The organism is Bradyrhizobium betae, assembly GCF_008932115.1.
Lineage (GTDB): Bacteria > Pseudomonadota > Alphaproteobacteria > Rhizobiales > Xanthobacteraceae > Bradyrhizobium > Bradyrhizobium betae.
This window is the reverse complement of record NZ_CP044543.1, coordinates 7,039,032-7,062,600: the sequence shown is the minus strand read 5'-3', so window position 1 is coordinate 7,062,600 and position 23,569 is coordinate 7,039,032. Positions and strand designations below refer to the sequence as shown.

The following is a 23,569-nucleotide window of genomic DNA, read 5'->3' as shown; positions in this document are numbered from 1 at the left end:
CCAAAGTTGGCGGAAAATGCAACCTTTTCGACCGCCACGGCACCCGGACGGCGGTAGGTTCGGGCGATAAAAGACGGAGGAATCGCCTTGAACATCCCGAGCATCGATTTCGATCTGGGCGAAGACATCAGCATGCTGCGCGACACCGTGCGCGCCTTCGTGGAGGCGGAGATCACGCCGCGCGCGGCCGAGATCGAGAAGGCCAATCTGTTCCCGGCCGACCTCTGGAAACGCCTTGGCGACCTCGGCCTGCACGGCATGACCGCGCCGGAGCAATATGGCGGCTCGAACATGGGCTATCTCGCCCACATCGTTGCCATGGAGGAGGTCTCGCGCGGCTCCGCGGCCGTCGGTCTGTCCTATGGCGCCCATTCCAATCTCTGCGTCAACCAGATCCGCCGCAACGGCAACGACGCGCAGCGGCAGCGCTATCTGCCAAAACTGATCTCCGGCGAGTATGTCGGGGCGCTCGCGATGTCCGAGCCCGGCGCGGGATCGGACGTGGTCTCGATGAAGCTGCGCGCCGACAAGCGCGGCGATCGCTATGTGCTCAACGGCTCGAAGATGTGGATCACCAATGGCGGCGACGCCGATGTGCTGGTCGTCTATGCCAAGACCGATCCAGAGGCCGGACCGCGCGGCATGACCGCCTTCCTGGTCGAGAAGGGTTTCAAGGGCTTCACCCACGGCCAGCATCTCGACAAGCTCGGCATGCGCGGCTCCAACACCTATCCTCTGTTCTTCGACGAGTGCGAAGTGCCGGCGGAGAACGTGCTCGGCAAGGTGGGCGAGGGCGTCAAGGTGCTGATGTCCGGCCTCGACTATGAGCGCACGGTGCTTTCAGGCGGCCCGCTCGGCATCATGGCGGCCTGCATGGACGCGGTGGTGCCCTACATGCACGAGCGCAAGCAGTTCGGCCAGCCGATCGGCGATTTTCAGCTGATGCAGGGCAAGCTCGCCGACATGTATGCGACCTGGCAGGCCACGCGCGCCTATGTCTATGCGGTCGGGCGCGCCTGCGACCGCGCCGATCATGCCAGGACGCTCCGCAAGGATGCGGCGGCTGCGATCCTCTATTCCGCGGAGAAGGCGACGTGGATGGCGGGCGAGGCGATCCAGGCGCTTGGCGGCGTCGGCTACACCAGCGAATTCCCTGTCGGACGTCTCTGGCGCGACGCCAAACTCTATGAGATCGGCGCCGGCACCTCGGAGGTGCGCCGCATGCTGATCGGCCGCGAACTGATGGCGGAAACGGCCTAAGCTTACGCCAAAACTGCCGCGCGTTGTCGCGGCCTCTCATCACGTCATCAGAAACGCGGGACCTCATGCCGCTTCATTCCAGTATCGATCCTTCTTCGTCGGATTTCGCGCGGAACGCCGAATCCATGCGCGGCCTCGTCGCGGACTTGCGCGAAAAGCTCAGCCAGGTCGCCGGCGGCGGCGGCGAGGTTTCGCGCAACCGCCACACCGCGCGCGGAAAGATGCTGGCGCGCGAGCGCGTCGACCTGCTGGTCGATCCCGGGACCTCGTTCCTGGAGCTGTCGCCGCTCGCGGCCTACGGCCTCTATGGCGGTGACGTGCATTCGGCGAGCGTCGTCACGGGGGTGGGGCGCATCGCAGGCCGCGAATGCGTTGTTGTCGCCAACGACGCCACGATCAAAGGTGGCACCTATTATCCGATGACCGTGAAGAAGCATCTGCGCGCGCAGGACGTGGCGCGGCAGAACAATCTTCCCTGCGTCTACATGGTCGATTCCGGCGGCGCCTTCCTGCCGCTGCAGGACGAGATCTTTCCCGACGAGCGGCATTTCGGTCGCATCTTCTACAACCAGGCACAGATGTCGTCGCAGGGCATTCCGCAGATCGCGATCGTGATGGGCTCCTGCACCGCCGGCGGGGCCTATGTGCCGGCGATGTCGGACGAGAGCATCATCGTGCGCAATCAGGGCACTATCTTTCTCGGCGGCCCGCCGCTGGTGAAGGCGGCGACCGGCGAGGTCGTCAGCGCGGAGGAGCTCGGCGGCGCCGACGTGCATTCGCGGCAGTCGGGCGTGACCGATCATTACGCCCAGAACGACGCCCATGCGATCGGCATTGCCCGGCGCATCGTCGGCACGCTGAAGCCGTCCACGCGGCCGAACCTCAACATGCATCCGCCGCGCGATCCGCTGTTCGCGGCGGAGGAGATCTACGGCGTGGTGCCCGTCGACGGCAGGAAGCCGTTCGACGTGCGCGACATCATCGCCCGCGTCGTCGACGGCTCCGAGTTCGACGAGTTCAAGAAGCTCTATGGCACGACGCTTGTGTGCGGCTTCGCCCATATCTGGGGCTTTCCGGTCGGCATCATCGCCAACAACGGCATCCTGTTCAGCGAGAGCTCGCTGAAGGGCGCTCATTTCATCGAGCTGTGCTGCCAGCGCGGCATTCCGCTGGTGTTCCTGCAGAACATTACCGGCTTCATGGTCGGCAAGAAATACGAGGCCGGCGGCATCGCGCGCGACGGCGCCAAGCTGGTGACGGCGGTTGCGACCGCCTCGGTACCGAAGTTCACCGTCGTGATCGGCGGCTCCTACGGCGCCGGCAATTACGGCATGTGCGGCCGCGCCTATTCGCCGCGTTTCCTGTGGATGTGGCCGAACGCGCGCATCTCGGTGATGGGCGGCGAGCAGGCCTCGATGGTGCTGAGCCAGGTCCGCCGCGACAATATCGAGGCCAAGGGCGATAGCTGGTCCAAGGACGAGGAAGACAAGTTCCGCGAGCCGATCCGCGCGCAGTATGACAGCCAGGGGCATCCCTACTACGCCACCGCGCGCCTGTGGGACGACGGCGTGATCGACCCGGCCGACACCCGCCTCGTGCTCGGCCTTGGCCTCTCGGCGGCGTCGAATGCGCCGATCGAGCCGACGAAATTCGGCCTGTTCAGGATGTGATGCGATGGACCGCTTAAAGCTCTACCGGCGTTTTCGCACGCTCCTGATCGCCAACCGCGGCGAGATCGCCTGCCGCATCATCCGCACCGCGCGCGCCATGGGCCTGCGCACGGTCGCGGTCTATTCCGAGGCCGATCGCGACGCCATGCATGTCGCGCTCGCGGATGAAGCCGTGCTGCTCGGGCCCGCACGGGCCCGCGACAGCTATCTCAACGTCGAGCGGCTGATCGAGGCCGTCCGCAAGACCGGGGCCGAGGCCGTGCATCCCGGCTACGGTTTCCTGTCCGAGAATGCCGAGTTCGCGCAGGCGTGTTACGACGCAGGCCTCGTCTTCGTCGGCCCCACCGCCGGGATGATGACGGCGATGGGCTCGAAGTCCGGCTCGAAGGCACTGATGGAAAGAGCCGGCGTGCCGCTGGTGCCGGGCTATCACGGCGACGCGCAGGACGATGCGACGCTGGCGAAGGCGGCCGAGAAGGCCGGTTTCCCCATCCTGGTGAAGGCCTCCGCCGGCGGCGGCGGCCGCGGCATGCGCATCGTGCGCTCGGCGGACGAGCTTGGCCCCGCGATCGTCAGCGCCAAGCGCGAGGCCAAGGCCGCGTTCGGCGACGACCGCATGCTGATCGAGAAATATGTCGATAATCCCCGGCATATCGAGGTGCAGATCATCGGCGACAGCCACGGCAATCTGCTGTCGCTGTTCGAACGCGAATGCACCTTGCAGCGCCGCCACCAGAAGGTGATCGAGGAGGCGCCGTCGCCGACGCTCAATCCCGCCCAGCGCGAGACGGTCTGCGCCGCCGCGCGAAAGGCGGCCGGAGCCGTGAATTATGTCGGCGCCGGCACCATCGAGTTCGTCTCCGACGGCAAGGACGTGTTCTTCATCGAGATGAACACGCGTCTGCAGGTCGAGCATCCCGTGACCGAGCTGATCACCGGGATTGATCTGGTCGAGTGGCAGCTGCGCGTCGCCTTCGGCGAGGCGTTGCCGCTGAGGCAGGACCAGATCCGGCTCAATGGCCACGCCGTCGAGGCGCGTGTCTATGCCGAAAACCCCACCAAGAACTTCATGCCGTCGGTCGGCAGGATCTCGACCTGGCGCCTGCCGGCGGAAGGCGGGGGCCTGCGGATCGATGCCGGCTATCGCGAGGGCGATAGCGTCTCGCCGTATTACGACGCCATGCTCGCCAAGATGATCGCGTGGGCGCCGACGCGGGATGTCGCGATCGAGCGGCTCAACCGCGGGCTGGAAGAGTCGGACGTTCGCGGCATCGTCACCAACATTCCGTTCCTGTCGGCGCTGATGACGCATCCAAAAGTGCGGTCGAATGCGATCGATACCGGTTTCATCGAGCGCGAGCTGGCGGTGCTGACGTCGGCCGCGGCAGCGCCGGGCGAGCTCGAGCTGTGCGCTGCGGTCGCCGCTGTTGTCAACGATGAGCGGCAGGCCGCGCAGGCAAACGCGACGTCGTCTTTGAGTTCGCCTTGGCAGACCTTTGGCTGGATGCCGGTCGGCCGCCGGCAGCGCAATTTCGTCTTCCGCGTGGGCCATGGCATTGGACTTGGGACGGAGCAGAAGGTCACGCTGAATTACGGCAGCGGCCCGTCGACGCTGGTGATCGGCGACCGCGAACTGGCGTTCGCGATCGCGCCGAAGGATGGCGGATTCGATCTGACGCTCGATGGCGTCAAGTCGCAGGTCGCGGCCGTGATCGACGGCCACGAGCTCTATCTGCGCACGCGCAACGGCCGCTTCGACCTGCATTGGGTCGATCCGTTCGGCGGTGAGACCGAGGAGCAGACCGGGGCGGACAAGATCGCCGCGCCCTTGCCGGGCACGGTCGTCGCCGTGCTGGCCGAGGAGGGAGCGAAGCTGGAGAAGGGCGCGCCGATTCTGACGCTGGAGGTGATGAAGATGGAGCAGACGCTGCGCGCGCCCTATGCCGGGGTGCTGAAATCCATCAAATGCAAGGTCGGCGACATCGTGCAGGAAGGCGTCGAACTCGCCGTGGTCGAGCCGGCGGGTGAGTGATATGAGCGATCCCGTCCGCATCATCGAAATGGGGCCGCGCGACGGCCTCCAGAACGAGAAGACGCCGGTCAGCGTCGAGGCCCGCATCGCCTTCGTCGAGGCGCTGGTGGCGGCCGGCCTGAATACGGTCGAGGTTGGCGCCTTCGTCTCGCCCAAGGCGATCCCGCAAATGGCAAGCTCCGATGCCGTGCTGCGTGGCGTGAGCCACATCAAGGGTGCCGAATTCCACGTGCTGGTGCCGAACGAGAAGGGCTATGACGCCGCTCGTGCGGCCGGCGCGAAAGTCGTCTCCGTGTTCGCGGCAGCCTCGGAGGGCTTTTCGCGCGCCAACATCAATTGCACGGTCGCGGAGTCCATCGAGCGGTTCAAGCCGGTGCTGGCGCGCGCCAGGGCCGACCGCGTACCGGTGCGCGGCTATATTTCCTGCGTGCTCGGCTGCCCCTTCGACGGCGAGATCAAGCCAAAGGCGGTGGCCGATCTCGCCAGCACGCTATGGGAGCTCGGCTGCTACGAGGTCTCGCTCGGCGATACCATCGGCGTCGGCACGCCTGACAAGGCCAAGGCGATGCTGCGCGCGGTCAGCGCCAACATTCCCGCCGCCAAGCTCGCGATGCATTTTCACGACACCTACGGCCAAGCCCTCGCCAATCTCTATGCCGGCCTGGAGGAGGGCGTCCGCGTCATCGACGCCGCCGCCGGCGGCCTCGGCGGCTGCCCCTACGCGCCGGGCGCGACCGGCAATGTCGCGACCGAGGATGTCGTCTACATGCTCGAAGGCATGGGCGTCAGGACCGGCGTGGACATGGACAAGCTGCTGGCCGCGACCAACGCGATGAGCGGCGTGCTCGGCAAGCCCCCTGTGAGCCGCGTGGCCTCCGCGTTGAATGCGAAGAAGAGGCGGGCGAATTCGTAGGGTGGGCAAAGGCGCGGAGCGCCGTGCCCACCATCTCTCAACGGTTTTGAGTCAATGGTGGGCACGCTTCGCTTTGCCGACCCTACGGCAATCGTGATTGCAGCTACCTGCTCCCGTCCGGCCCCATCACGAGGTCAGGCAGTCCGGTCGAGATCTCGGGCACGAAGCACAGCAGCAGCACCGCGAGCATCATCAGCAGCACGAAGGGCAGGGTGCCCCAGATCACCTCGCGCAGGGGAATATCCGGCGCGACGTTGCGGATGACGAAGATGTTCAACCCCACCGGCGGATGGATCAGGCCCATCTCCATCACGATGGTCATGACCACGCCGAACCAGATGATATCGAAATTGGCGGCGCGTAGGGGTGGCAGGATGATCGGCGCGGTCATCAGGATGATCGAGACCGGCGGCAGGAAGAAGCCGAGCACGACGACCATCACGAGGATCGCGAAGAGCAGCTCCCAGCGCGGCAGGTGCATCGCGACGATGGATTCGGCGACCGACTGCGAGATGTGCAGATAGCTCATCACGTAGGAATAGAGCAGCGACATGCCGATGATCATCATCAGCATGGTCGATTCCCGGATCGTCGATTTCATGATCGGGGCGAGGTCGCTTGGCCGCCATACGCTGTAGATCGCGGCGATCAGCGCCAGTGCCAAGAGGCCGCCGAGGCCGGCGGTCTCCGACGGGGTCGCGTAACCGCCATAGAGCGCGATCATCACGCCGGTGAGCAGCAGCACGAACGGGATCACGCGTGGCAGCACGCTGAAGCGTTCGGCGAGCGTGTACTCGTCGCGGGCGAGGATCGCAGCTTCGGGGCCGCCGTTCTTGTAGATGGCTTCAGCGGCGGCATATTCCCGGCGGAAGCGGAACACCGCGTAGACGCCGAACAGCGTGACCAGCAGCAGGCCGGGCCCGATGCCGGCGAGGAACAGCCGTCCGAGCGATTTCTCCGCCGCGACGGCGAACAGGATCATGGTGATGGAGGGCGGCAGCAGGATGCCGAGCGTGCCGCCGGCGGCGATGATGCCGGCGGCAAAACCGCCGGAGTAGCCGCGCTTGCGCATTTCGGGGATGCCGGCCGAGCCGATCGCCGAGCAGGTCGCGGGCGAGGAGCCCGCCATCGCCGCGAACAGCGCGCAGGCGAACACGTTGGCGACGCCGAGGCCGCCGGGCACGCGGTGCAGCCAGGCATGCAGGGCCGAATAGAGATCCTGGCCGGCGCGCGACTTGCCGATCGCGGCCCCCTTCAGGATGAAGAGCGGGATCGACAGCAGCGTGATCGAGGCCATTTCCTCGTAGACGTTCTGCGTCACCGTATCCAGCGATGCGGCAGGCATATAGATGCCCATGAACACGACCGCGACCGCGCCGAGCGCGAACGCAATGGGCATGCCCGAGAACATTACGAACAGCGTCGCCAGCCCGTAGGCGAGACCGATACCGAACACGCTCATGGCCGCTTGGCCCCTGTGAGAGGCAGCGCGAGCTGCACGACGATCTGGACGCAGAGCAGGCTCATGCCAAGCGCCATCAGCGTATAGGGAATGGCGAGCGGCGGCGACCACATCGAGTTCGAGACCTGGCCGTCGACATAGGCTTCATGCGCCAGCGTCCACGATTTCCAGGTGAAGAAGGCGCAGAACAGCAACGTTGCGGCATCGACCAGCCAAAGCCTGACCTTGTTCGCAAGCGGCGAGAGCAGTCCGACGAAGGCCTCGATGCCGATATGACCGCGGTTCTGCTGGACATAGGCTGCCGTCATGAAGGTGGCGCCGACCAGCAGGAACACGGCGGCCTCGTCCTGCCAGTAGTTGGCGGCCTTGAACAAGGCGCGGCTGAGCACGCTGTAGCTCAGGATGGCGCAGGCCGCGATCAGTGCGATCGCCGCGAACACGACGATGATGCTGTTGAGGATGGCGAGACATCGATCGAGCGCCGCCGCGAGGCCTGTGCCTGCGGCGGTGCTTGCCGGGCCGTCACGATCCGGAAGCGGACCGTGGATCATGCCGCGACGTCGGTCGCGAGCTTGAGAAGGTTCGCGGCGGTCGCGGTCTTGGCGCCGTAGTCCTTCCAGGCGGTGTCGCGGGCGATGTCGCGCCATTTGCCGACGGTCGCCGCATCGAGCGCCGACACCTTGGCGCCGGCCTTCTCGTAGACCTTGGCGACCTCGACGTCGTCATCCTGCGCACCCTTGCGGCCGAAGGCCTCGAGCTCGGTGCCGACGGTGAGCAGGATGTCCTGCTGGTTCTTCGGCAGCTTGTCGAAGATCGCCTTTGACATCATCAGCGGCTCGAGCATGAACCAGTACGACGCGCCCGCGCCAGAGGTCAGCGACTTCGCGACCTCTTCGAGGCGGAACGAGATCAGGCTGGTGGAGGAGGTGATGCCGGCGTCGCAGGCGCCGGTCTGCATCGCCGCGTAGATTTCGTTCGACGGCACCGACAGCACCGAGGCGCCGGCGGTCTGAAGCACCATGTCCATCTCGCGCGAGCCGCCGCGCACCTTCATGCCCTTGGCATCTTCGGGCGCGACGATCGGCTTGGAGCGGCTGGCAACGCCGCCGGCCTGCCACACCCAGGTGAGCAGGATGATGCCCTTGTCGGCGAGGAAATCGGTCAGCGCCTTGCCGACCGGCTCCTTCTTCCAGCGCAGGCCCTGGTCGTAGGTGGTGACGAGGCCGGGCATCAGGCCGATATTGGTCTCCGGCAGTTCGCCGCCAGCGTAGGGCATCGGATACAGAGAGATGTCGAGCGCGCCCTTGCGCATCGCCGAGAACTGCGCGTTGGTCTTGATCAGCGAGGAGTTCGGATAGATCTCGGCAGCGATATCACCATTGCTGCGCTTACTGACTTCAGCGGCAAACATGCGGCAGAGCCGGTCGCGGAAATCGCCCTTGTCGATGGTGCCACCCGGGAACTGATGCGAGATCTTCAGCGTGGTCGCGGCCTGCGCCGTGCCGGTGCCGAAGCGGAGGATGGCGGGCGCGGCGACGGCGGTCGCGATCAAATGGCGGCGCGTGAGCATGGTGTGATCCCCTTGAAACGTTTCTCTGGACGGTTGTTGTTGGTGTTGGGTCGGGTCCTGGAAGACCGGCGCTGGGCCCATCCTAGCCGGTCTTCCGCCCGATATTCTCTCATCTGATAGTTCGAGACCGAATGCCGCGGCAAGGGCCGGTCTTGCTGCGCTGCACACTGCCCGCGGCCCGCACAAATTTATCGGCGATGCCGTAACAACGCAGGCGGTCGATCCGTCGAGATTAGATAGCGGCGTCCGTCGCTGACAAACATCATCTCGAAGGGAAGACTGTCATGACCATTCGTACCCGCATCGTGCTCGGCATCTCGGCTGCCGCGCTCTCGCTTGGCCTCGTGCTGTCGCCGGCCGCCTTTGCTCAGGACAAGATGGGCAAGGACGACGGCATGATGAAGAAGGACACGATGTCCAAGGACGGCATGAAGAAAGACACCATGTCCAAGGATGACGGCATGAAGAAGGACCACATGTCGAAGGACGGGATGAAGAAGGACGACGGGATGATGAAGAAGTGAACTGATCGTCCGCCATCGTCGGGCGCGCATGCGAAACGCAGAAGCACGCTGTCGAAACTCCGGGGGCGGTCACGTGGACCGCCCCGAAGTGATGCTTTTAGTTCAATTTCAATTGAACGTAACTTGTCAAAGCTACTTGCGCTTGGCCTTGCGGGCGGCGTAGCGGGCGTCGCGCCTGGCCTTCTGCTCGGCCTCGGCCTCGGCCGCCTTCGCGATCGCTTCTTCGGCCTCGCGCGCGATGCGCGCAGCTTCGGCGGCTTTGGCCTCTTCCTCGAGGCGCTTCTGCTCGGCCTTTTCCGCCTCGCGTGCGGCCTTGGCCTCGGCCCGCTTGGCCGCGAGGGCCTCGCGTTCGGCACGCTTCGCCAACACCGCAGGGTCATCCGGACCGGGCTGCGACTTGAATTTGTTCAAAAGATTTTTGCGTGCTTCCTGCGCGGCCTTCTGCCGGTCGGAAAAGCCTGGTTCCCTGAATCCACTCATCGAACGAACCTTGTCATCCTCGCTTTCAGTCCTATATCAAGCTTGTTGGTACGTCGGCTGGGCATAGCGGGCACCACGCGACGCAGAAGCGTGTACATCGGCGCGCGTCGCGAAGCCACCTATAATCGCAGCCGATCAGGTAGACGAAAAATCGCCACCCCCCGACGATCTCTCGTAGCCCCGAAAAACTGCCGAATTGTGATGTCCCTCATAAGGGGCCCACGGAGCGGCGCCTAGCGTCCGCCCGGTACGAGACGGAGACGGGCATGACCATGTCAACACGGAGCCTGAGGGCGCTTGCAATCGCCTTCGCGGTGGTGGCCGGCGCCGCGTTGCTGCTCGCCCGTCCGCAGCCGTTCGAAAGTGCCGTCCTGGGGGCGGATTGGGAATGCACCCAGACCGCGTTCGTGCTGACGAGCTGCGCACCGCGGGTCCGGGAGGCGATCCCGGCGGTCGAAACCTCACGCAAGGACGCAATCCGGCAGACCCGGGGTTAGCGCCGGGATATCGAACCGGATGTGACGCCAGGCTGCAGAGGTGATAGAGCCCGCTCACCCCTGCGATTGGTCAGCCATGTCCAAGACTGAGCTTAAGACTGAGCCCAAATCCAAGCCCGAACCGGGCGAACAGCAGAAATCGCCGCCGAAGCCGCCATCCGGGGACAACCGCCGCGGCGCCATGGCCGGATTGGTCATCGCCATCGTGATCCTCGGTATCGGCTGGTGGCTTGCCCGCGATCTCACCGCCGCCAGCAAGATGCAGGACTGCCTGATGTCGGGGCGGAGCAACTGCAACGTCATCGAGCCGGCCCGCTAGCGGCACTCTGGCACGCGACCCGTGCGGACGAAAAAATGCCGTGATCTTAATCATTTGTAACGGGACTTAGCCGACCAAAGCAGATCAGTTATGTCCGCCGGCATCAGCCCGGCGCGAAGCGAATCGTCTATCGCGCATGGGACCACGGCAATCGAAAGAGTAGGGGGTCCAGCACGCATGAGCGCGTCCAGCCGCATGAAGATCATCATTCCCTTGGTTTCGGCCATGTCGTTGCTCGCCGTCCCGGCGCTGGCACAGGATTCATTGCCGCCCAGGCCCCAGGCCAATCCGCAGGCGGGGCCCGGCGCAGGTGCGCCGCCCCCGAACAATCAGCAGAACATGCGCAAGGGTCCGCCACCGCAGCAGGCGGCCCGGCCTCAGGGACAGCCGCAGGTTCAGCTACAAGGACAGCCACAGGGACAGCCTGGTCGTCCGCCCCAGGCTGGCGGTGGCGGCCCTCGTCCCGGCTATGCGGGTGCGGGACCTGCTGGCCCTGGTCCGCGCCCGCAGAATGCCGGCGGTCCGCCCCCCGGGCGCAACTATGCGCGTGGGCCGGTACCCGAGCGCGACTGGGGCGGTCACGCCTATCGCGGCAATCGCGCCTGGGATGGCGGGCGCTGGCGTCACGACGTCCGCAACGGCCGCTCCGGCTGGTGGTGGGACGTCGGCGGCGTCTGGTATTATTATCCGCAGCGGATGGCTGGTCCGCCCGCCTACATCTCGGAAGACTATTACGACGACGTGCCGGTCGCCTACGCCCCGCCGGTCGCCTACGAACCGCCGCCTCCGCCGCCGCCGGCTGATCCCGGCGTGAGCGCGCTTGGCGGTGCCATCGTCGGTGGCGTGCTCGGCGGCCTGATCTCGGGCAACGCCTCGGGCGCGGCCGCAGGTGCCGTAATCGGGGGCGCGACCGGTGCGATCGCCGGCGCGACGGCCGCTTCGCGTCCCGGTTACTATCTGGCCGAGGGCAATTGCTACTACCGCTATCCCAGCGGCCAGTATGTCCAGGCCGATCCCCGCGCGTGCTATTGAGTTTGCAGTCACGGATCTGACGTGCAGGATCTGATGTGAAGGAGCGGGCGAAAGGCCCGCTTCTTTTTTGGTGGGAGCCGCCGATCAATTGATCGGTTCGGGCGTCAGGCTACGAGCCAGTTGAAGAACGTCATCGTCGCCCAGACCAGGCCTGCGATCCAGGCCAGCATCACGATGCCGATCGCCGCGAGAAACGCGGTCCCGAACAGGTCGGACCTGACGCGCTGGGTCGGGACGTGAACCTCGGCCGCTGCTTCTCGTGTCATGACAGACCACCCATGCCCTCTCGCGCCTGAGCGAGCGGTTGACGCAATCTTAGCCGAGGCCCGGAGGCCAGGCTGTGATGCAATTCACAGATGCGTCCGCACGAAATCCATTCCGAGTGCGCGCTGCCGGAAATGTCTGGAAACGATCGCGCCGGCGTCGGTCTTTTGGACATTCGTATCAACCGGAACGAGCTCGCGATCGGCTTGCCCGAAAGGCGCGAAAACCACCCCGCATTCATACGGAGGAAATTGCCATCTGCTGGTCAAGATCGAACGGCTAGTGTTGGCTTCATGTGTATGAAGTACGACCCGCAGCACGAAGCCGAAGCCGCAATGAAGCGGGCCGCGGCCTCCGAAGGCGCCGACCGGCAGCGACTGATCCAGCTGGCCCTGGCCTGGCACGAGCTCGCCCGCGATCGGCGCGACGAGCGGACGGACTGATCGCTCGTCAGCCGGCAGGATGCGCCGCTGCGGAATCAATCCGCGCGAGCGAAACGCGGCGTTAAGACATGCGCGGTGCCGGTTTTTGCGGTCGCGATTCGTGCTTTGGGAACGAAGCGGTGTCGGACCGTGAACGAACGAATGGCCGACCGGCTGTCCAGATCAATCGATCGCCAGTGTTTGCTGGACAGGCTGCTTCTGGCGGCTTCCCCGTACCCACGCCTGAACGGCGAAGGCGAGTTCATGCTGACTCACCGCGACATTCGCGATAGACGCCTGCGCCATCTCGATACGCTCAGTGATCGCACTGGAGTTAACGACCCCTGCGTCGATTGCCAAAAAACACATCGCGATCACGGCCACCGCAGATGCGATTGGCTGCGGTAAGAGTCCGCTCGGCCCCGGCAACATTTGCGGCCATCTCGGCGATCTGCTGCTGGCGACCTTCGACCGGGTCATCTTCGCGCCTGTCGCGATCGGCTCGACCTCAATTGAGCGATGGTCGACAGGCGACATGTCGCGGCTCATCCCCGTCGCGATCAAGAAGCTCGCCTTGCGCGGCGTCACGCCGGCGACGCCCGGCGTCACCATGGCGATGCTATGGATGCAGGGCGAGAACGACGGCGCCTTTGGCACTACCCAAGCTGCGTATCAAGCCGCGTTCGGGACGATCGTAACGAATGCCCTCGCTGCCGGGTTTGCCGGCCGCGTCTTCATCTGCAAGGAAACGTGGGCGAGCGGGAACGTCAGCGCCACGATCCAGGCCGCGCAGACCGCCGCGATCGACAACGTGCAGGTGTTTTTCGGCGGCAATCTCGACCGGTTTGGTGCGGCCTATCGACAGGTGGACAATACCCACCCAAACGATCTCGGCGGTGCAGCGTTTGCCGCGGAGATCGTCACTGCAATGCACGCCAGCGGCGGGCCGTTCTGATGTCAGAAATAGTGCTTCGGAAGAAGCGATTCCGGTTGCTCGCCTCCGGACTGGGTCGAAAACACCGCCCAGATCGTCAAGGCCACAATGAGAATCCCATAGCTGACCGAGGCGAATAGAAGAATTTTCTCGCGCAATGCGACCTCCGATTGCATTAATCCTAGTCGCTGCAACCGGCCCGTGCAAGCGAAGCTTCGAGATGATCGGGCGTTGCCAAAGCCAAAATTCCGAAGAAAGGGAGTTTCCATGTCGCAAATCATCACGGCTGCGCAGCTGAAAGCCATCGCCGGTAGCGGCGCGCGGGCCGACCTGGTCGCCGCAATCGTGCGCGGCTGGCCGAACGCGGTCGCCAAGGCCGGGCTGACGACCAGGCTGCGCGCGGCGCATTTCCTGGCGCAGATCATGATCGAGACCGGCGGGCTGCAGATCCTCGAGGAAAGCGGCGCCTATCGCGCGCCGCGGATCCTCGCGATCTTCGGCGCCGGTCATCACAGCGCCGGCGTGACCGAGGCCGAGGCGCGGCGCATCGCGGCGCTGCCGGTGGCGCAGCGCGGTCCGGTTCTGTTCAACCGCGTCTACGGCGTCGGCAATCCGCGCAAAATGCGCGAATTCGACAATACCGGGCCGAATGACGGCTGGCTCTATCGCGGCGGCGGCATGATGCAGGCGACCGGCAAGAGCAACTATGCGGCGATGGAGAAAAAGACCGGGCTGCCGCTGGTCGCGCATCCGGAGTTGCTGCACCAGCCGGATTCGGCCTTTACGGCTGCCTATCTGGAATGGGCGCAGGGTGGCCGCTGCAACGCGGCCGCCGATCGCGACGACGTCGAGACCGTGCGCCATATCATCAACGGCGGCAAGAACGGCCTCGCCGAGTGCCGCGCGTTCCTCGCCAAAGCAAAGCGTGCCCTAGCCGACTACGCGCCGACGCCGGCCGTTGCGCTCGATCCCGTCGCGCCTGATGCGACCGCGCTCGCGCCGCCGGCGCCGATCGTGCCGGACGCAGCGCCGCCGAACGTGCAGCCGCTCGATCCCGGCGTCGTCGGCGATCCCGTGCTGTATGCCGTGCAGACGCGGCTCAAGGCGCGGCGCTATTCGCCAGGCGTGATCGATGGTCGCTGGGGTAGCGGCATCAGCGGCGCGCTGTCCGGCTTCATGAATGATCGCGGCCTGGTGCTGCCGCTGCCGTCGTCGATCGATGAATTCCACGGCATAGCCGACCAGGTGCGCGCCGAGCTCGACAAGGCCGAGGCCGAGGGTTGGTTTCGGCCTGTCAGCGAAGCGCGCGCCAAGGCTGATCCGCATATCCTGACGCAGCTGGCGCCGGAGATCACGCCGGCGCGTCGCAATTTCCTGGTGGCGCTGTGGGGCTCGACCACGGCCGGCGCCGGTGCCGTCTATCAGACCGTCAGCGGCTACGTGTCCGACGCATGGGATTTCTTCACAGAGCATCGCGACGTCGTCGACGATCATCCGGGCCTGGTCTCGGCCGCCTGGGATCATGTCGCGACGCTGCCGGCCGGCGTCTGGTTTGCGCTCGGCGCCGGCGGCCTGGCCTTCATCACATACAATTCCTGGCGCGCGATCCGGACGTCGACGCTCGCCGTGCAAACGGGGGAACGGCAATGATCCATCTCAAGGCCGCGGCCGCGGCGCTGCAGGCGTCCGGCCTGCTGACGAAAATCATCGTCGCTGGATCGCTGCTGCTTGCGGCGCTCGGCGCCTACGGCATTTGGCATCACAAGGTCTGGCGGTCCGGTTATGTCCGTGCGCTTGCCGACATTGCGGCCGAGGATAAGAGCGCGATCGGGCAGGCGACCGAGCTGCGCAAGACCTGGCGCGCCTGTCGCGATCGCGGCGGTCGCTGGATCCAGAGCGAGGGGAAATGCGCATGATCAGATTCTCTTGCCTGGCGCTGCTCGCGCTGCTGCTCGCCGGCTGCGCCTCGCGCGGTCCGGCCTCGATCGCCGGCGGCGAGTGCCGGATTTTCGAGGCGCCGAAATACGAGGTCCGCGGCCGGCGCGACTATGATCAGGATTGGATCGACAGCCAGGTCGAGGGCGGCGTCGGCGGTTGTCGCTGGAAACGTCCGGCGCCGCGTCCGGCCGCGATCGACGCCGGCGCAGCGCCGGCACATGTCACGGCAAGGCCGGCCAGGCGCGGGATCATCCGGCCGTTCTAGTCGATCCGTGTACTAACGAAATTTCGCCGCCGCGCTAAGCCTTGGTATTGTTTGGCTTTTTGGCTTGCGCGGCTGGCGATCCCGGCAGGAATCGAACCTGCAACCCTCAGAGTAGAAATCTGATGCTCTATCCAGTTGAGCTACGGGACCGTCTGGAGCCGGCCTCGGCTACCGCCTGTCGGTCTTCTATCACGTCAAATATGAAAAATCCTCACGTCAGCCAAGCCTGAACCGAACCGTTTTCCCTGCCGACGCGACAAAGCGGGACGGTGGGGTGTCAGGGTGCCGGGTCGAGCGGCAGCGGACTGGACGATGGTTCACATCGCCGGGAACGCTGGCCAGCTTCCGGGACACGACCGCCGGTCGACGGGTCAGGTATGGCTGCGCCATCAGGACGGCGTGCGCGGCGGTATCTCGATCGGTCACCTCAGGGCTTGCTTTGCCATGGCGAATGCGACGATCTGCAGATCTGGTTCCATCGCCTTGAGTCCGTCACCTTTCCGCGCATTTCATGCTTCACGCGGCGTTCGTCCGCGATCCCGGGAGTCCATCATGATCGGTCTTGTTCGCGCCGTCACATTCTGCGCCACGCTGGCGTTCGGCCTCGTGGCCGCGCACGCCGCGGACAAGGCGTTCAAGCGCGACGACCTCGCCGATTCCGCGATCAAGCTCGAGGCGCAGATCAAGAGCGAGGCGGGGCCGGTCGCCAAGACCGGCGCGACGCTGCGCACCGACGCGGATACCGCCTTCCGGCGCAATGATTTCCGCACCGGGCTGTCTGTGCTCGGCCAGATCGCCGCGACCACGCCCGACGACGCCGGCAATTGGCTGCGGCTCGCCAAGGTGATCTTCCAGATCTCGCCGAAGAGCTCGAGCGAGCAGACGTTCCTGCTGGAGCGCGCTTCGACGGCGGCCTACATCGCCTACCAGCGCGCCGGCAATCAGGGCGAGGAGGCCGACGCGCTCGCCGTGCTCGGCAAGTCGCTGGCCGAACGCAAGCTGTGGCGGCCGGCGCTGGATGCGCTGCGGCTGTCGCTCGACATGCGCGAGGTCGCCGACGTCCGCGGGAGTTACGAGAAGATGCGCGACGAGCACGGCTTCCGGCTGCTCGACTACACCGTGGACTCGGATTCGGCGAGCCCGCGCGCCTGCTTCCAGTTCTCGGAGGAGCTGGCCAAGCGCACCGATTTTGCGCCGTACCTCGCGCTGGCGGGTCAGGACAAGCCGGCGCTGTCGGCCGAGGGCAAGCAGCTCTGCGTCGACGGGCTGAAGCATGGCGAGCGCTACAACATCAATTTGCGCGCCGGCCTGCCGTCCACTGTGAAGGAAGGCCTGCCGAAATCGGCCGAGTTCAACGTCTATGTGCGCGACCGCAAGCCCTTCGTGCGTTTCACCAGCCGCGCCTATGTGCTGCCGAAAACCGGCCAGCGCGGCATCCCCGTGGTCAGCGTCAACACGCCCGCGGTCAGCGTCAACGTCTTCCGGATCGGCGACCGCAATTTGATCAACACGGTGGTCGACAGCGATTTCCAGAAGACACTGTCGAAATATCAGCTCAGCGATCTCGGCGGCGAGCGCGGCGTCAAGGTCTGGACCGGCGAGCTCGCGACCGCGATGACGCTGAACCAGGACGTCACCACCGCATTCCCGGTCGACCAGGCGCTGGGCGAGCTCCAGCCCGGCGTCTACGTGATGACGGCCGCGGCCAAGGGCCCGGGCTCGGACGACGACTATCAGCTCGCCACGCAATGGTTCATCATCTCCGACCTCGGCGTTTCGGCCTATTCCGGCAATGACGGGATCCATGTCTTCGTGAACTCGCTGGCCTCGACCGAGCCGGTCGGCAAGGCCGAGGTGCGGCTGGTCGCCCGCAACAACGAGATCCTGGCGACGCGCAAGACCGACGACAGCGGTCACGTGCTGTTCGAGGCGGGCCTTGCGCGCGGCGAGGGCGGGCTGTCACCGGCCATGCTGACTGTCACGGGTGAGAAGGCCGACTATGCCTTCCTGAGCCTGAAGACCAGCGCATTCGACCTGTCGGATCGCGGCGTCTCCGGCCGCGCGGTGCCTGCGGGTGCCGATGCCTTCGTCTATGCCGAGCGTGGCGTCTACCGCTCCAGCGAGACCGTCTATCTCACCGCGCTGCTGCGCGACGGGCAGGGCAATGCCGTCACCGGTGGGCCGATGACGCTGGTGATCGAGCGCCCCGACGGCGTTGAATACCGCCGCGCCGCGCTGCCCGACCAGGGCGCCGGAGGCCGCTCGCTCGCCGTGCCGCTCAACTCGGCCGTCCCGACCGGCACCTGGCGCGTGCGCGCCTTCACCGATCCGAAGGGATCGTCGGTCGGCGAGACCACCTTCATGGTCGAGGACTACGTCCCCGATCGCATCGAATTCGACTTGTCCGCCAAGGACAAGCTGATCAAAGCTAACGCTCCTGTGGAGCTTAAGGCGGACGGCCATTTCCTCTATGGCGCGCCGGCCTCGGGGCTCCAGCTCGAAGGCGACATGCTGATCGCGCCCGCGTCGGAACGTCCGGGCTTTGCCGGCTACCAGTTCGGCGTCGCCGACGAGGAGACCACTTCGAACGAGCGGACACCGCTGGAAAACCTGCCCGAAGCTGACGCCAACGGTGTCGCGACCTTCCCGGTGACGCTGGACAAGCAGCCCGCCTCGACGCGTCCGCAGGAGGCGCAGATCTTCGTCCGCATGGTCGAGACCGGCGGGCGCGCCGTCGAGCGCAAGCTCGTGCTGCCGGTCGCCCCCGCGACCGCCATGATCGGCATCAAGCCGCTGTTCGCCGACAAGAACGTCGCCGAGGGCGACAAGGCCGAGTTCGACGTCGTGTTCGTCTCGCCCGAGGGCGAGCGGCTACGCCGCGACGGCCTGCGCTACGAGCTCCTGAAGATGGAGTCGCGCTATCAATGGTATCGCCAGAACAATTACTGGGAGTACGAGCCGGTCAAGTCGACCTCGCGCGTTTCGGATGGTGACGTCACCATCGCCGCCGACAAGCCGTCGCGGATATCGCTGAGCCCGCAGCCCGGCCGCTACCGGCTCGACGTGAAGTCGAACGACGCGGACGGCCCGGTCACCTCTGTTCAGTTCGACGTCGGCTGGTATTCCGACGGCAGCGCCGACACCCCGGACCTGCTGGAGACCTCGATCGACAAGCCGCAATACGCCTCCGGCGACACCATGACTGTGTCGGTCAACGTCCGTAGCGCCGGCAAGCTCACCATCAACGTACTCGGCGACCGCCTGCTGACGACGCAGACCATCGACGTCAAGGAAGGCACCGCCCAGGTGAAGCTTGCGGTCGGCAAGGACTGGGGCACCGGCGCCTATGTGGTGGCGACGCTGCGCCGTCCGCTCGACGCCGCCGCCCAGCGCATGCCCGGGCGCGCCATCGGGCTGAAATGGTTCGGCATCGACAAGCAGACCCGCACGCTGCAGGTGAAGCTGATGCCGCCGGCGCTGATCCGGCCGAACGCGATGCTGAAGATCCCGGTCAAGCTCGACGGGCTCAATCCGGGCGAGGACGCCAAGATCGTCATCGCCGCGGTCGACGTCGGCATTCTCAACCTCACCAATTACAAGCCGCCGGCGCCCGACGATTACTATCTCGGCCAGCGCCGCCTGAGCGCGGAGATCCGCGATCTCTACGGGCAACTGATCGACGGCATGTCGGGCACGCGCGGCCAGATCAAGTCCGGCGGTGATGCCGGCGCAGCCGAGCTGCAGGGCTCACCGCCGGCGCAGAAGCCGCTGGCGCTCTATTCGGGCATCGTCACGGTTGCCGCCGACGGCACGGCTGAGGTGAGCTTCGACATTCCGGAGTTCGCCGGTACCGCGCGCGTGATGGCGGTGGCGTGGACCGCGACCAAGCTCGGCCGCGCCAACACCGACGTCGTGATCCGCGACCCGGTCGTGCTGACCACGACGCTGCCGCGCTTCCTGCTCAACGGCGACCACGGCACGGTCAACCTCGAGATCGACAATGTCGAGGGCCAGGCCGGCGACTACGTCATCAACGTGAAGACGGGCGGTCCGGTGAAAATGACCGGCAATCCCGCCACCACGGTCAAGCTCGCCGCCAAGCAGCGCAACTCGTTTGCACTGGCGATCGACGCGACCGCGGCAGGGCAGGCGACGCTCGACGTCGACATCAAGGGACCGAACGGCCTGGCGCTGGCGCGCCACTATGCGCTCGACGTCAAGGCGGCGACGCAGGTGCTGGCGCGGCGCTCGATCCGCACCCTGGCGAAGGGCGAGAGCCTGACGCTGACCTCAGACATGTTCGCCGACCTCGTGCCGGGCACCGGCAGCGTCTCGGTCTCGGCGAGCCTGTCGACCGCGCTCGACGCAGCGACGATCCTGAAGGCGCTGGATCGTTATCCCTATGGCTGCTCGGAGCAGATCACGAGCCGTGCCATGCCGCTGCTCTACGTCAACGACTTGGCTGCCGGCGCACATCTGGCCATGGACACCGAGGTCGACCAGCGCATCCGCGACGCCATCGAACGTCTCTTGGCCCGTCAGGGCGCCAATGGATCGTTCGGCCTGTGGTCGGCGGGCGGCGACGATGCCTGGCTCGATGCCTACGTGACGGACTTCCTGACCCGCGCCCGTGAAAAGGGTTTTGTGGTGCCGGACGTGCTGTTCAAGACCGCGCTCGACCGTATCCGCAACTCGGTGGTGAACGGCAACGAGCCGGAGAAGGACGGCGGGCGCGATCTCGCCTACGGCCTCTACGTGCTTGCGCGCAATGGTGCGGCACCGATCGGCGATCTCCGCTATCTTGCCGACACCAAGCTCGGCAACCTCGCAACCCCGATCGCGAAATCGCAGCTCGCCGCCGCGCTGGCGCTGGTCGGTGACCGCAATCGCGCGGAGCGGGTGTATGGCGCGGCCCTCGACAGCCTTGCGCCGAAGCCGGTGCTGGAATTCGGCCGCACCGATTACGGTTCGCAGCTGCGCGATGCCGCCGCACTGGTCTCGCTTGCGAGCGAAGGCAACGCGCCGAAGGCGACGCTGACGCAAGCGGTAGCGCGGGTCGAGACCGCGCGCGGGCTCACGCCCTACACCTCCACGCAGGAGAATGCGTGGCTGGTGCTGGCGGCGCGGGCGCTGGCCAAGGAGAACCTCTCGATCGAGGTTGACGGCCAGAGCGTCAAGACCGCGCTCTATCGCAGCTACAAGGCCGCGACGCTGGAAGGCAAGCCGCTGAAGATCACCAACACCGGCGATGCTCCGGTGCAGGCGGTGATCTCGGTGTCGGGCTCGCCGGTGACGCCGGAGCCGGCAGCGTCCAACGGCTTCAAGATCGAGCGCAGCTATTTCACGCTCGACGGCAAGCCCGCCGACATCAGCAAGGTCAAGCAGAACCAGCGCTTCGCGGTGGTGCTGAAGATCACCGAGGCCAAGCCCGAGTACGGCCACATCATGGTGTCCGACTATCTGCCGGCGGGTCTGGAGATCGACAATCCGAAGCTGGTGTCGTCCGGCGACAGCGGCACGCTGGACTGGATCGAGGACGGCGAGGAGCCCGAGGACACCGAATTCCGCGACGACCGCTTCACCGCGGCCATCGACCGGGCCTCGGATTCCAAATCAGTCTTCACCGTCGCCTATGTCGTGCGCGTCGTCTCGCCCGGCAAATACGTGCTGCCGCAGGCCTATGTCGAGGACATGTACAACCCCTCGCGCTACGGCCGCACCGGGACGGGGACCGTCGAGGTGCGGGCGGCGAAGTGAGCGATGCAATGAGCGAGGTAGCGCCCCAAACTCAGTCGTCATGCCCGGGCTTGTCCCGGGCATCCACGGACAGTGGCGCTATGGGCGAGAACGTGGATGGCCGGGACAAGCCCGGCCATGACGGAGCAAGTGGCAGGGGCCTTCGTATCCTTTCTGCGTTCGCGCTCAGCGTCATCCTCGCCATCGCCGGCTTCGTCGGCTGGGTCTACTTTCTCGGTCCGCTCCCGCTCGACGAAGCGCGTCAGGTTTCCACCACGATCGTCGACCGCAACGGCAAGCTGCTGCGCGCCTATGCCATGGCCGATGGTCGCTGGCGGCTGCCGGTCGATGCCAAGGCCAATGTCGATCCGACCTATCTGAAACTGCTGCTCGCCTATGAGGACCAGCGCTTCTACGCGCATAACGGTCTCGACCCGCTCGCGCTGGGGCGCGCCGCGTTGCAGCTTGGGACGCGCGGCCACATCGTCTCGGGCGGCTCCACCATCAGCATGCAGCTCGCGCGCCTGATGGAGCCGCGGCGGCAGCGCTCGCTCTATGCAAAGGTGCGGCAGATCGTCCGGGGAATCGAGATCGAGCGCAGCATGAGCAAGGCCGAGATCCTCGACCTCTATCTCGCGCTGGCACCTTACGGCGGCAACCTGGAAGGCATCCGCGCGGCATCCATCGCCTATCTCGGCAAGGAGCCGAAGCGGCTCACGCTGGCCGAGGCCGCGTTGCTGGTGGCGCTGCCGCAATCGCCGGAGACGCGCCGGCTCGACCGCTATGCCGAGGCCGCGCGCAAGGCGCGCGATCGCGTGCTCGACCGCATGGTCGAAGAGCACGTGGTCAGCGCCGACGACGCGACGCAGGCCAAGGCCGTCGCCGTGCCAAAGCTGCGCAAGCCGATGCCGATCCTGGCGCCGCATGCCTCCGACACGGCGCTCTCGACGATCAAGGATACGCCGGTCATCAAGCTGACGCTCGATGCGACCTTGCAGAAGGTGCTGGAGCCGCTGGCGCGCGACCGCGCCATTGCGCTGGGGCCGAACATCTCGGTCGGCATCATCGTGGTCGACAATGACAGCGGCGACGTGCTCGCGCGGGTCGGCTCGGCGGACTATTTCGATGAGAGCCGGGCAGGGCAGGTCGACATGACCCGCGCCATCCGCTCGCCGGGCTCGACGCTGAAGCCGTTCATCTATGGGCTCGCCTTCGAGGACGGTTTCGTGCACCCCGACAGTCTGATCGACGACCGGCCGGTCCGCTTCGGCTCCTACGCGCCGGAGAACTTCGACATGACGTTCCAGGGCACGGTGCCGGTGAAGAAGGCGCTGCAACTCTCGCTGAACGTGCCCGCCATCGTGCTGCTCGATCGCGTCGGCGCAAGCCGGCTGTCGTCGCGGCTGCGTCAGGCGGGCGGCAATCTGGTGCTTCCCAAGGACGAGGCGCCCGGCCTTGCCATGGGTCTCGGCGGTGTCGGCGTGACGCTGCAGGACCTCGCCCAGCTCTATGCCGGCTTCGCCCGGCTCGGCACCACCAAGCCGCCGCGCGAGGTCATGACGGCCAGGGACGTCCGCGAGCCGCTGCGGCTGCTCGACCCGGTCGCGGCCTGGCAGGTCAGCAACGTGCTCCTGGGCACGCCGCCGCCGGAAAACGCCGCGCACAACCGCATCGCCTTCAAGACCGGCACCTCCTACGGCTATCGCGACGCCTGGTCGGTTGGGTTCGACGGCCGCATCACCATCGGCGTCTGGGTCGGCCGGCCCGACGGAGCGCCGGTCCCCGGCCTGATCGGGCGCGTGGCCGCCGCGCCCATCCTGTTCGACGCCTTCGCCCGGACCGGCAAGACGCTGGTCCCGCTGCCGAAGCCGCCCAAAGGAACCCTGGTCGCCAGCAACGCAAAGTTACCGTTGCCGCTGAAGCGTTTTCGCCCCGTAGGGGAACTGGTGCGGACCGGCAGCGAGCAGGCGCTGCACATCCAGTTCCCGCTGAACGGTTCGCGGATCGACGTCGATCGTTCCGGCGGCACGGAGAGCGCAGCGATGCCGGTGAAGGTCGCCGGCGGCGTCCTGCCCATGACGGTCATGGTTAATGGCACGGCGCGCGGCGAGATCGATGGCCGGCGCCAGCGCTTGATCGATCCGCCCGGTCCGGGCTTTGCGCGGCTCACCGTGATCGATGCCACTGGCGCCGCGGACACAGTTGTCATTCGAATTCAATGACCCGGCCTTAAGCGGTTGTCGGAATGACG

At 66.1% G+C, this 23,569-nt stretch carries 20 protein-coding genes and 1 tRNA gene; 15 read left to right on the top strand and 6 right to left on the bottom strand.

What is annotated here, in order from left to right; translation table 11 throughout:
• Nucleotides 1-132 precede the first annotated feature (132 nt).
• The 4 genes from F8237_RS33870 to F8237_RS33855 all read left to right on the top strand — a co-directional run bounded on the left by F8237_RS33870 (nucleotide 133) and on the right by F8237_RS33855 (nucleotide 5,875).
• Nucleotides 133-1,260: an isovaleryl-CoA dehydrogenase gene (locus F8237_RS33870; protein ID WP_151650767.1), complete on the top strand. Its 1,128-nt coding sequence runs from the start codon at nucleotides 133-135 to the stop codon at nucleotides 1,258-1,260.
• Nucleotides 1,261-1,325: 65 nt separating this feature from the next.
• Nucleotides 1,326-2,930 (top strand): carboxyl transferase domain-containing protein, encoded by a 1,605-nt coding sequence (locus F8237_RS33865; protein WP_151650342.1) that lies wholly within the window; start codon nucleotides 1,326-1,328, stop codon nucleotides 2,928-2,930.
• 4 nt (nucleotides 2,931-2,934) lie between these two features.
• A complete protein-coding gene (locus F8237_RS33860; protein WP_162006329.1) occupies nucleotides 2,935-4,962 on the top strand; it encodes an acetyl/propionyl/methylcrotonyl-CoA carboxylase subunit alpha in 2,028 nt (675 codons plus the stop codon).
• 1 nt (nucleotide 4,963) lies between these two features.
• Complete coding sequence (locus tag F8237_RS33855; RefSeq protein ID WP_151650340.1) at nucleotides 4,964-5,875, top strand: hydroxymethylglutaryl-CoA lyase; 912 nt, start codon at nucleotides 4,964-4,966, stop codon at nucleotides 5,873-5,875.
• A gap of 103 nt (nucleotides 5,876-5,978) precedes the next feature.
• Here the strand turns inward: F8237_RS33855 and F8237_RS33850 are convergent, their stop codons facing one another.
• Genes F8237_RS33850 through F8237_RS33840 form a run of 3 tightly spaced genes read right to left on the bottom strand, consistent with a single transcriptional unit; the run spans nucleotide 5,979 to nucleotide 8,907 of the window.
• Entirely contained in the window at nucleotides 5,979-7,337 is a 1,359-nt protein-coding gene (locus tag F8237_RS33850; protein WP_151650339.1) for a TRAP transporter large permease, read from the bottom strand.
• On the bottom strand, nucleotides 7,334-7,888 hold the full coding sequence (locus F8237_RS33845) for a TRAP transporter small permease (protein ID WP_151650338.1): 555 nt from the start codon (nucleotides 7,886-7,888) through the stop codon (nucleotides 7,334-7,336). Before F8237_RS33845 ends, F8237_RS33850 begins: the two co-directional genes overlap by 4 nt.
• Nucleotides 7,885-8,907 (bottom strand): TRAP transporter substrate-binding protein, encoded by a 1,023-nt coding sequence (locus F8237_RS33840; protein WP_151650337.1) that lies wholly within the window; start codon nucleotides 8,905-8,907, stop codon nucleotides 7,885-7,887. Before F8237_RS33840 ends, F8237_RS33845 begins: the two co-directional genes overlap by 4 nt.
• Nucleotides 8,908-9,191: 284 nt before the next feature.
• Between F8237_RS33840 and F8237_RS33835 the strand changes: the two genes are divergently transcribed.
• Nucleotides 9,192-9,431, top strand: a complete 240-nt coding sequence (locus tag F8237_RS33835; RefSeq protein ID WP_151650336.1) for a pentapeptide MXKDX repeat protein — start codon at nucleotides 9,192-9,194, stop codon at nucleotides 9,429-9,431.
• Between the two features lie 132 nt (nucleotides 9,432-9,563).
• Here F8237_RS33835 and F8237_RS33830 read toward each other — a convergent pair whose 3' ends face one another.
• Nucleotides 9,564-9,911, bottom strand: a complete 348-nt coding sequence (locus F8237_RS33830) for a DUF6481 family protein (RefSeq protein WP_015686244.1) — start codon at nucleotides 9,909-9,911, stop codon at nucleotides 9,564-9,566.
• Nucleotides 9,912-10,177: 266 nt separating this feature from the next.
• Between F8237_RS33830 and F8237_RS33825 the strand changes: the two genes are divergently transcribed.
• The 3 genes from F8237_RS33825 (at nucleotide 10,178) to F8237_RS33815 (ending at nucleotide 11,759) form a co-directional block, all read left to right on the top strand.
• Nucleotides 10,178-10,408 carry a hypothetical protein gene (locus tag F8237_RS33825; RefSeq protein ID WP_151650335.1) on the top strand — a complete coding sequence of 77 codons (231 nt, stop codon included), beginning with the start codon at nucleotides 10,178-10,180 and terminating at the stop codon, nucleotides 10,406-10,408.
• A gap of 76 nt (nucleotides 10,409-10,484) precedes the next feature.
• Nucleotides 10,485-10,727: a hypothetical protein gene (locus F8237_RS33820; RefSeq protein WP_162006328.1), complete on the top strand. Its 243-nt coding sequence runs from the start codon at nucleotides 10,485-10,487 to the stop codon at nucleotides 10,725-10,727.
• Nucleotides 10,728-10,904: 177 nt separating this feature from the next.
• Complete coding sequence (locus F8237_RS33815) at nucleotides 10,905-11,759, top strand: hypothetical protein (protein ID WP_162006327.1); 855 nt, start codon at nucleotides 10,905-10,907, stop codon at nucleotides 11,757-11,759.
• A gap of 104 nt (nucleotides 11,760-11,863) precedes the next feature.
• Here the strand turns inward: F8237_RS33815 and F8237_RS36565 are convergent, their stop codons facing one another.
• The gene (locus tag F8237_RS36565; RefSeq protein WP_151650332.1) at nucleotides 11,864-12,025 is read right to left on the bottom strand and encodes a hypothetical protein; all 162 of its coding nucleotides are present in this window, start codon (nucleotides 12,023-12,025) and stop codon (nucleotides 11,864-11,866) included.
• Between the two features lie 90 nt (nucleotides 12,026-12,115).
• Here F8237_RS36565 and F8237_RS36560 point away from each other — a divergent pair, with 90 nt between their 5' ends.
• From F8237_RS36560 to F8237_RS33785, 5 genes are all read left to right on the top strand, one after another.
• Nucleotides 12,116-12,466, top strand: a complete 351-nt coding sequence (locus F8237_RS36560; protein WP_151650331.1) for a hypothetical protein — start codon at nucleotides 12,116-12,118, stop codon at nucleotides 12,464-12,466.
• A 298-nt stretch (nucleotides 12,467-12,764) separates the two neighbouring features.
• Nucleotides 12,765-13,400, top strand: coding sequence for a sialate O-acetylesterase (locus F8237_RS33795; RefSeq protein ID WP_162006326.1), 636 nt, complete (start codon nucleotides 12,765-12,767; stop codon nucleotides 13,398-13,400).
• A gap of 246 nt (nucleotides 13,401-13,646) precedes the next feature.
• On the top strand, nucleotides 13,647-15,029 hold the full coding sequence (locus tag F8237_RS36015) for a glycoside hydrolase family 19 protein (protein WP_154696380.1): 1,383 nt from the start codon (nucleotides 13,647-13,649) through the stop codon (nucleotides 15,027-15,029).
• Nucleotides 15,026-15,295, top strand: a complete 270-nt coding sequence (locus F8237_RS36010; RefSeq protein ID WP_154696379.1) for a hypothetical protein — start codon at nucleotides 15,026-15,028, stop codon at nucleotides 15,293-15,295. Before F8237_RS36015 ends, F8237_RS36010 begins: the two co-directional genes overlap by 4 nt.
• A complete protein-coding gene (locus tag F8237_RS33785) occupies nucleotides 15,292-15,582 on the top strand; it encodes a hypothetical protein (RefSeq protein ID WP_151650329.1) in 291 nt (96 codons plus the stop codon). The genes F8237_RS36010 and F8237_RS33785 overlap by 4 nt, the downstream gene beginning before the upstream one ends.
• 73 nt (nucleotides 15,583-15,655) lie before the next feature.
• Here the strand turns inward: F8237_RS33785 and F8237_RS33780 are convergent.
• Nucleotides 15,656-15,732: transfer RNA gene (locus F8237_RS33780), tRNA-Arg, on the bottom strand.
• 402 nt (nucleotides 15,733-16,134) lie between these two features.
• Here F8237_RS33780 and F8237_RS33775 point away from each other — a divergent pair.
• Both F8237_RS33775 and pbpC read left to right on the top strand, forming a co-directional pair.
• Nucleotides 16,135-21,339 (top strand): alpha-2-macroglobulin family protein, encoded by a 5,205-nt coding sequence (locus tag F8237_RS33775; protein ID WP_151650328.1) that lies wholly within the window; start codon nucleotides 16,135-16,137, stop codon nucleotides 21,337-21,339.
• Between the two features lie 80 nt (nucleotides 21,340-21,419).
• Nucleotides 21,420-23,540 carry a penicillin-binding protein 1C gene (pbpC, locus tag F8237_RS33770; protein WP_244626046.1) on the top strand — a complete coding sequence of 707 codons (2,121 nt, stop codon included), beginning with the start codon at nucleotides 21,420-21,422 and terminating at the stop codon, nucleotides 23,538-23,540.
• Nucleotides 23,541-23,569: the final 29 nt, after the last annotated feature.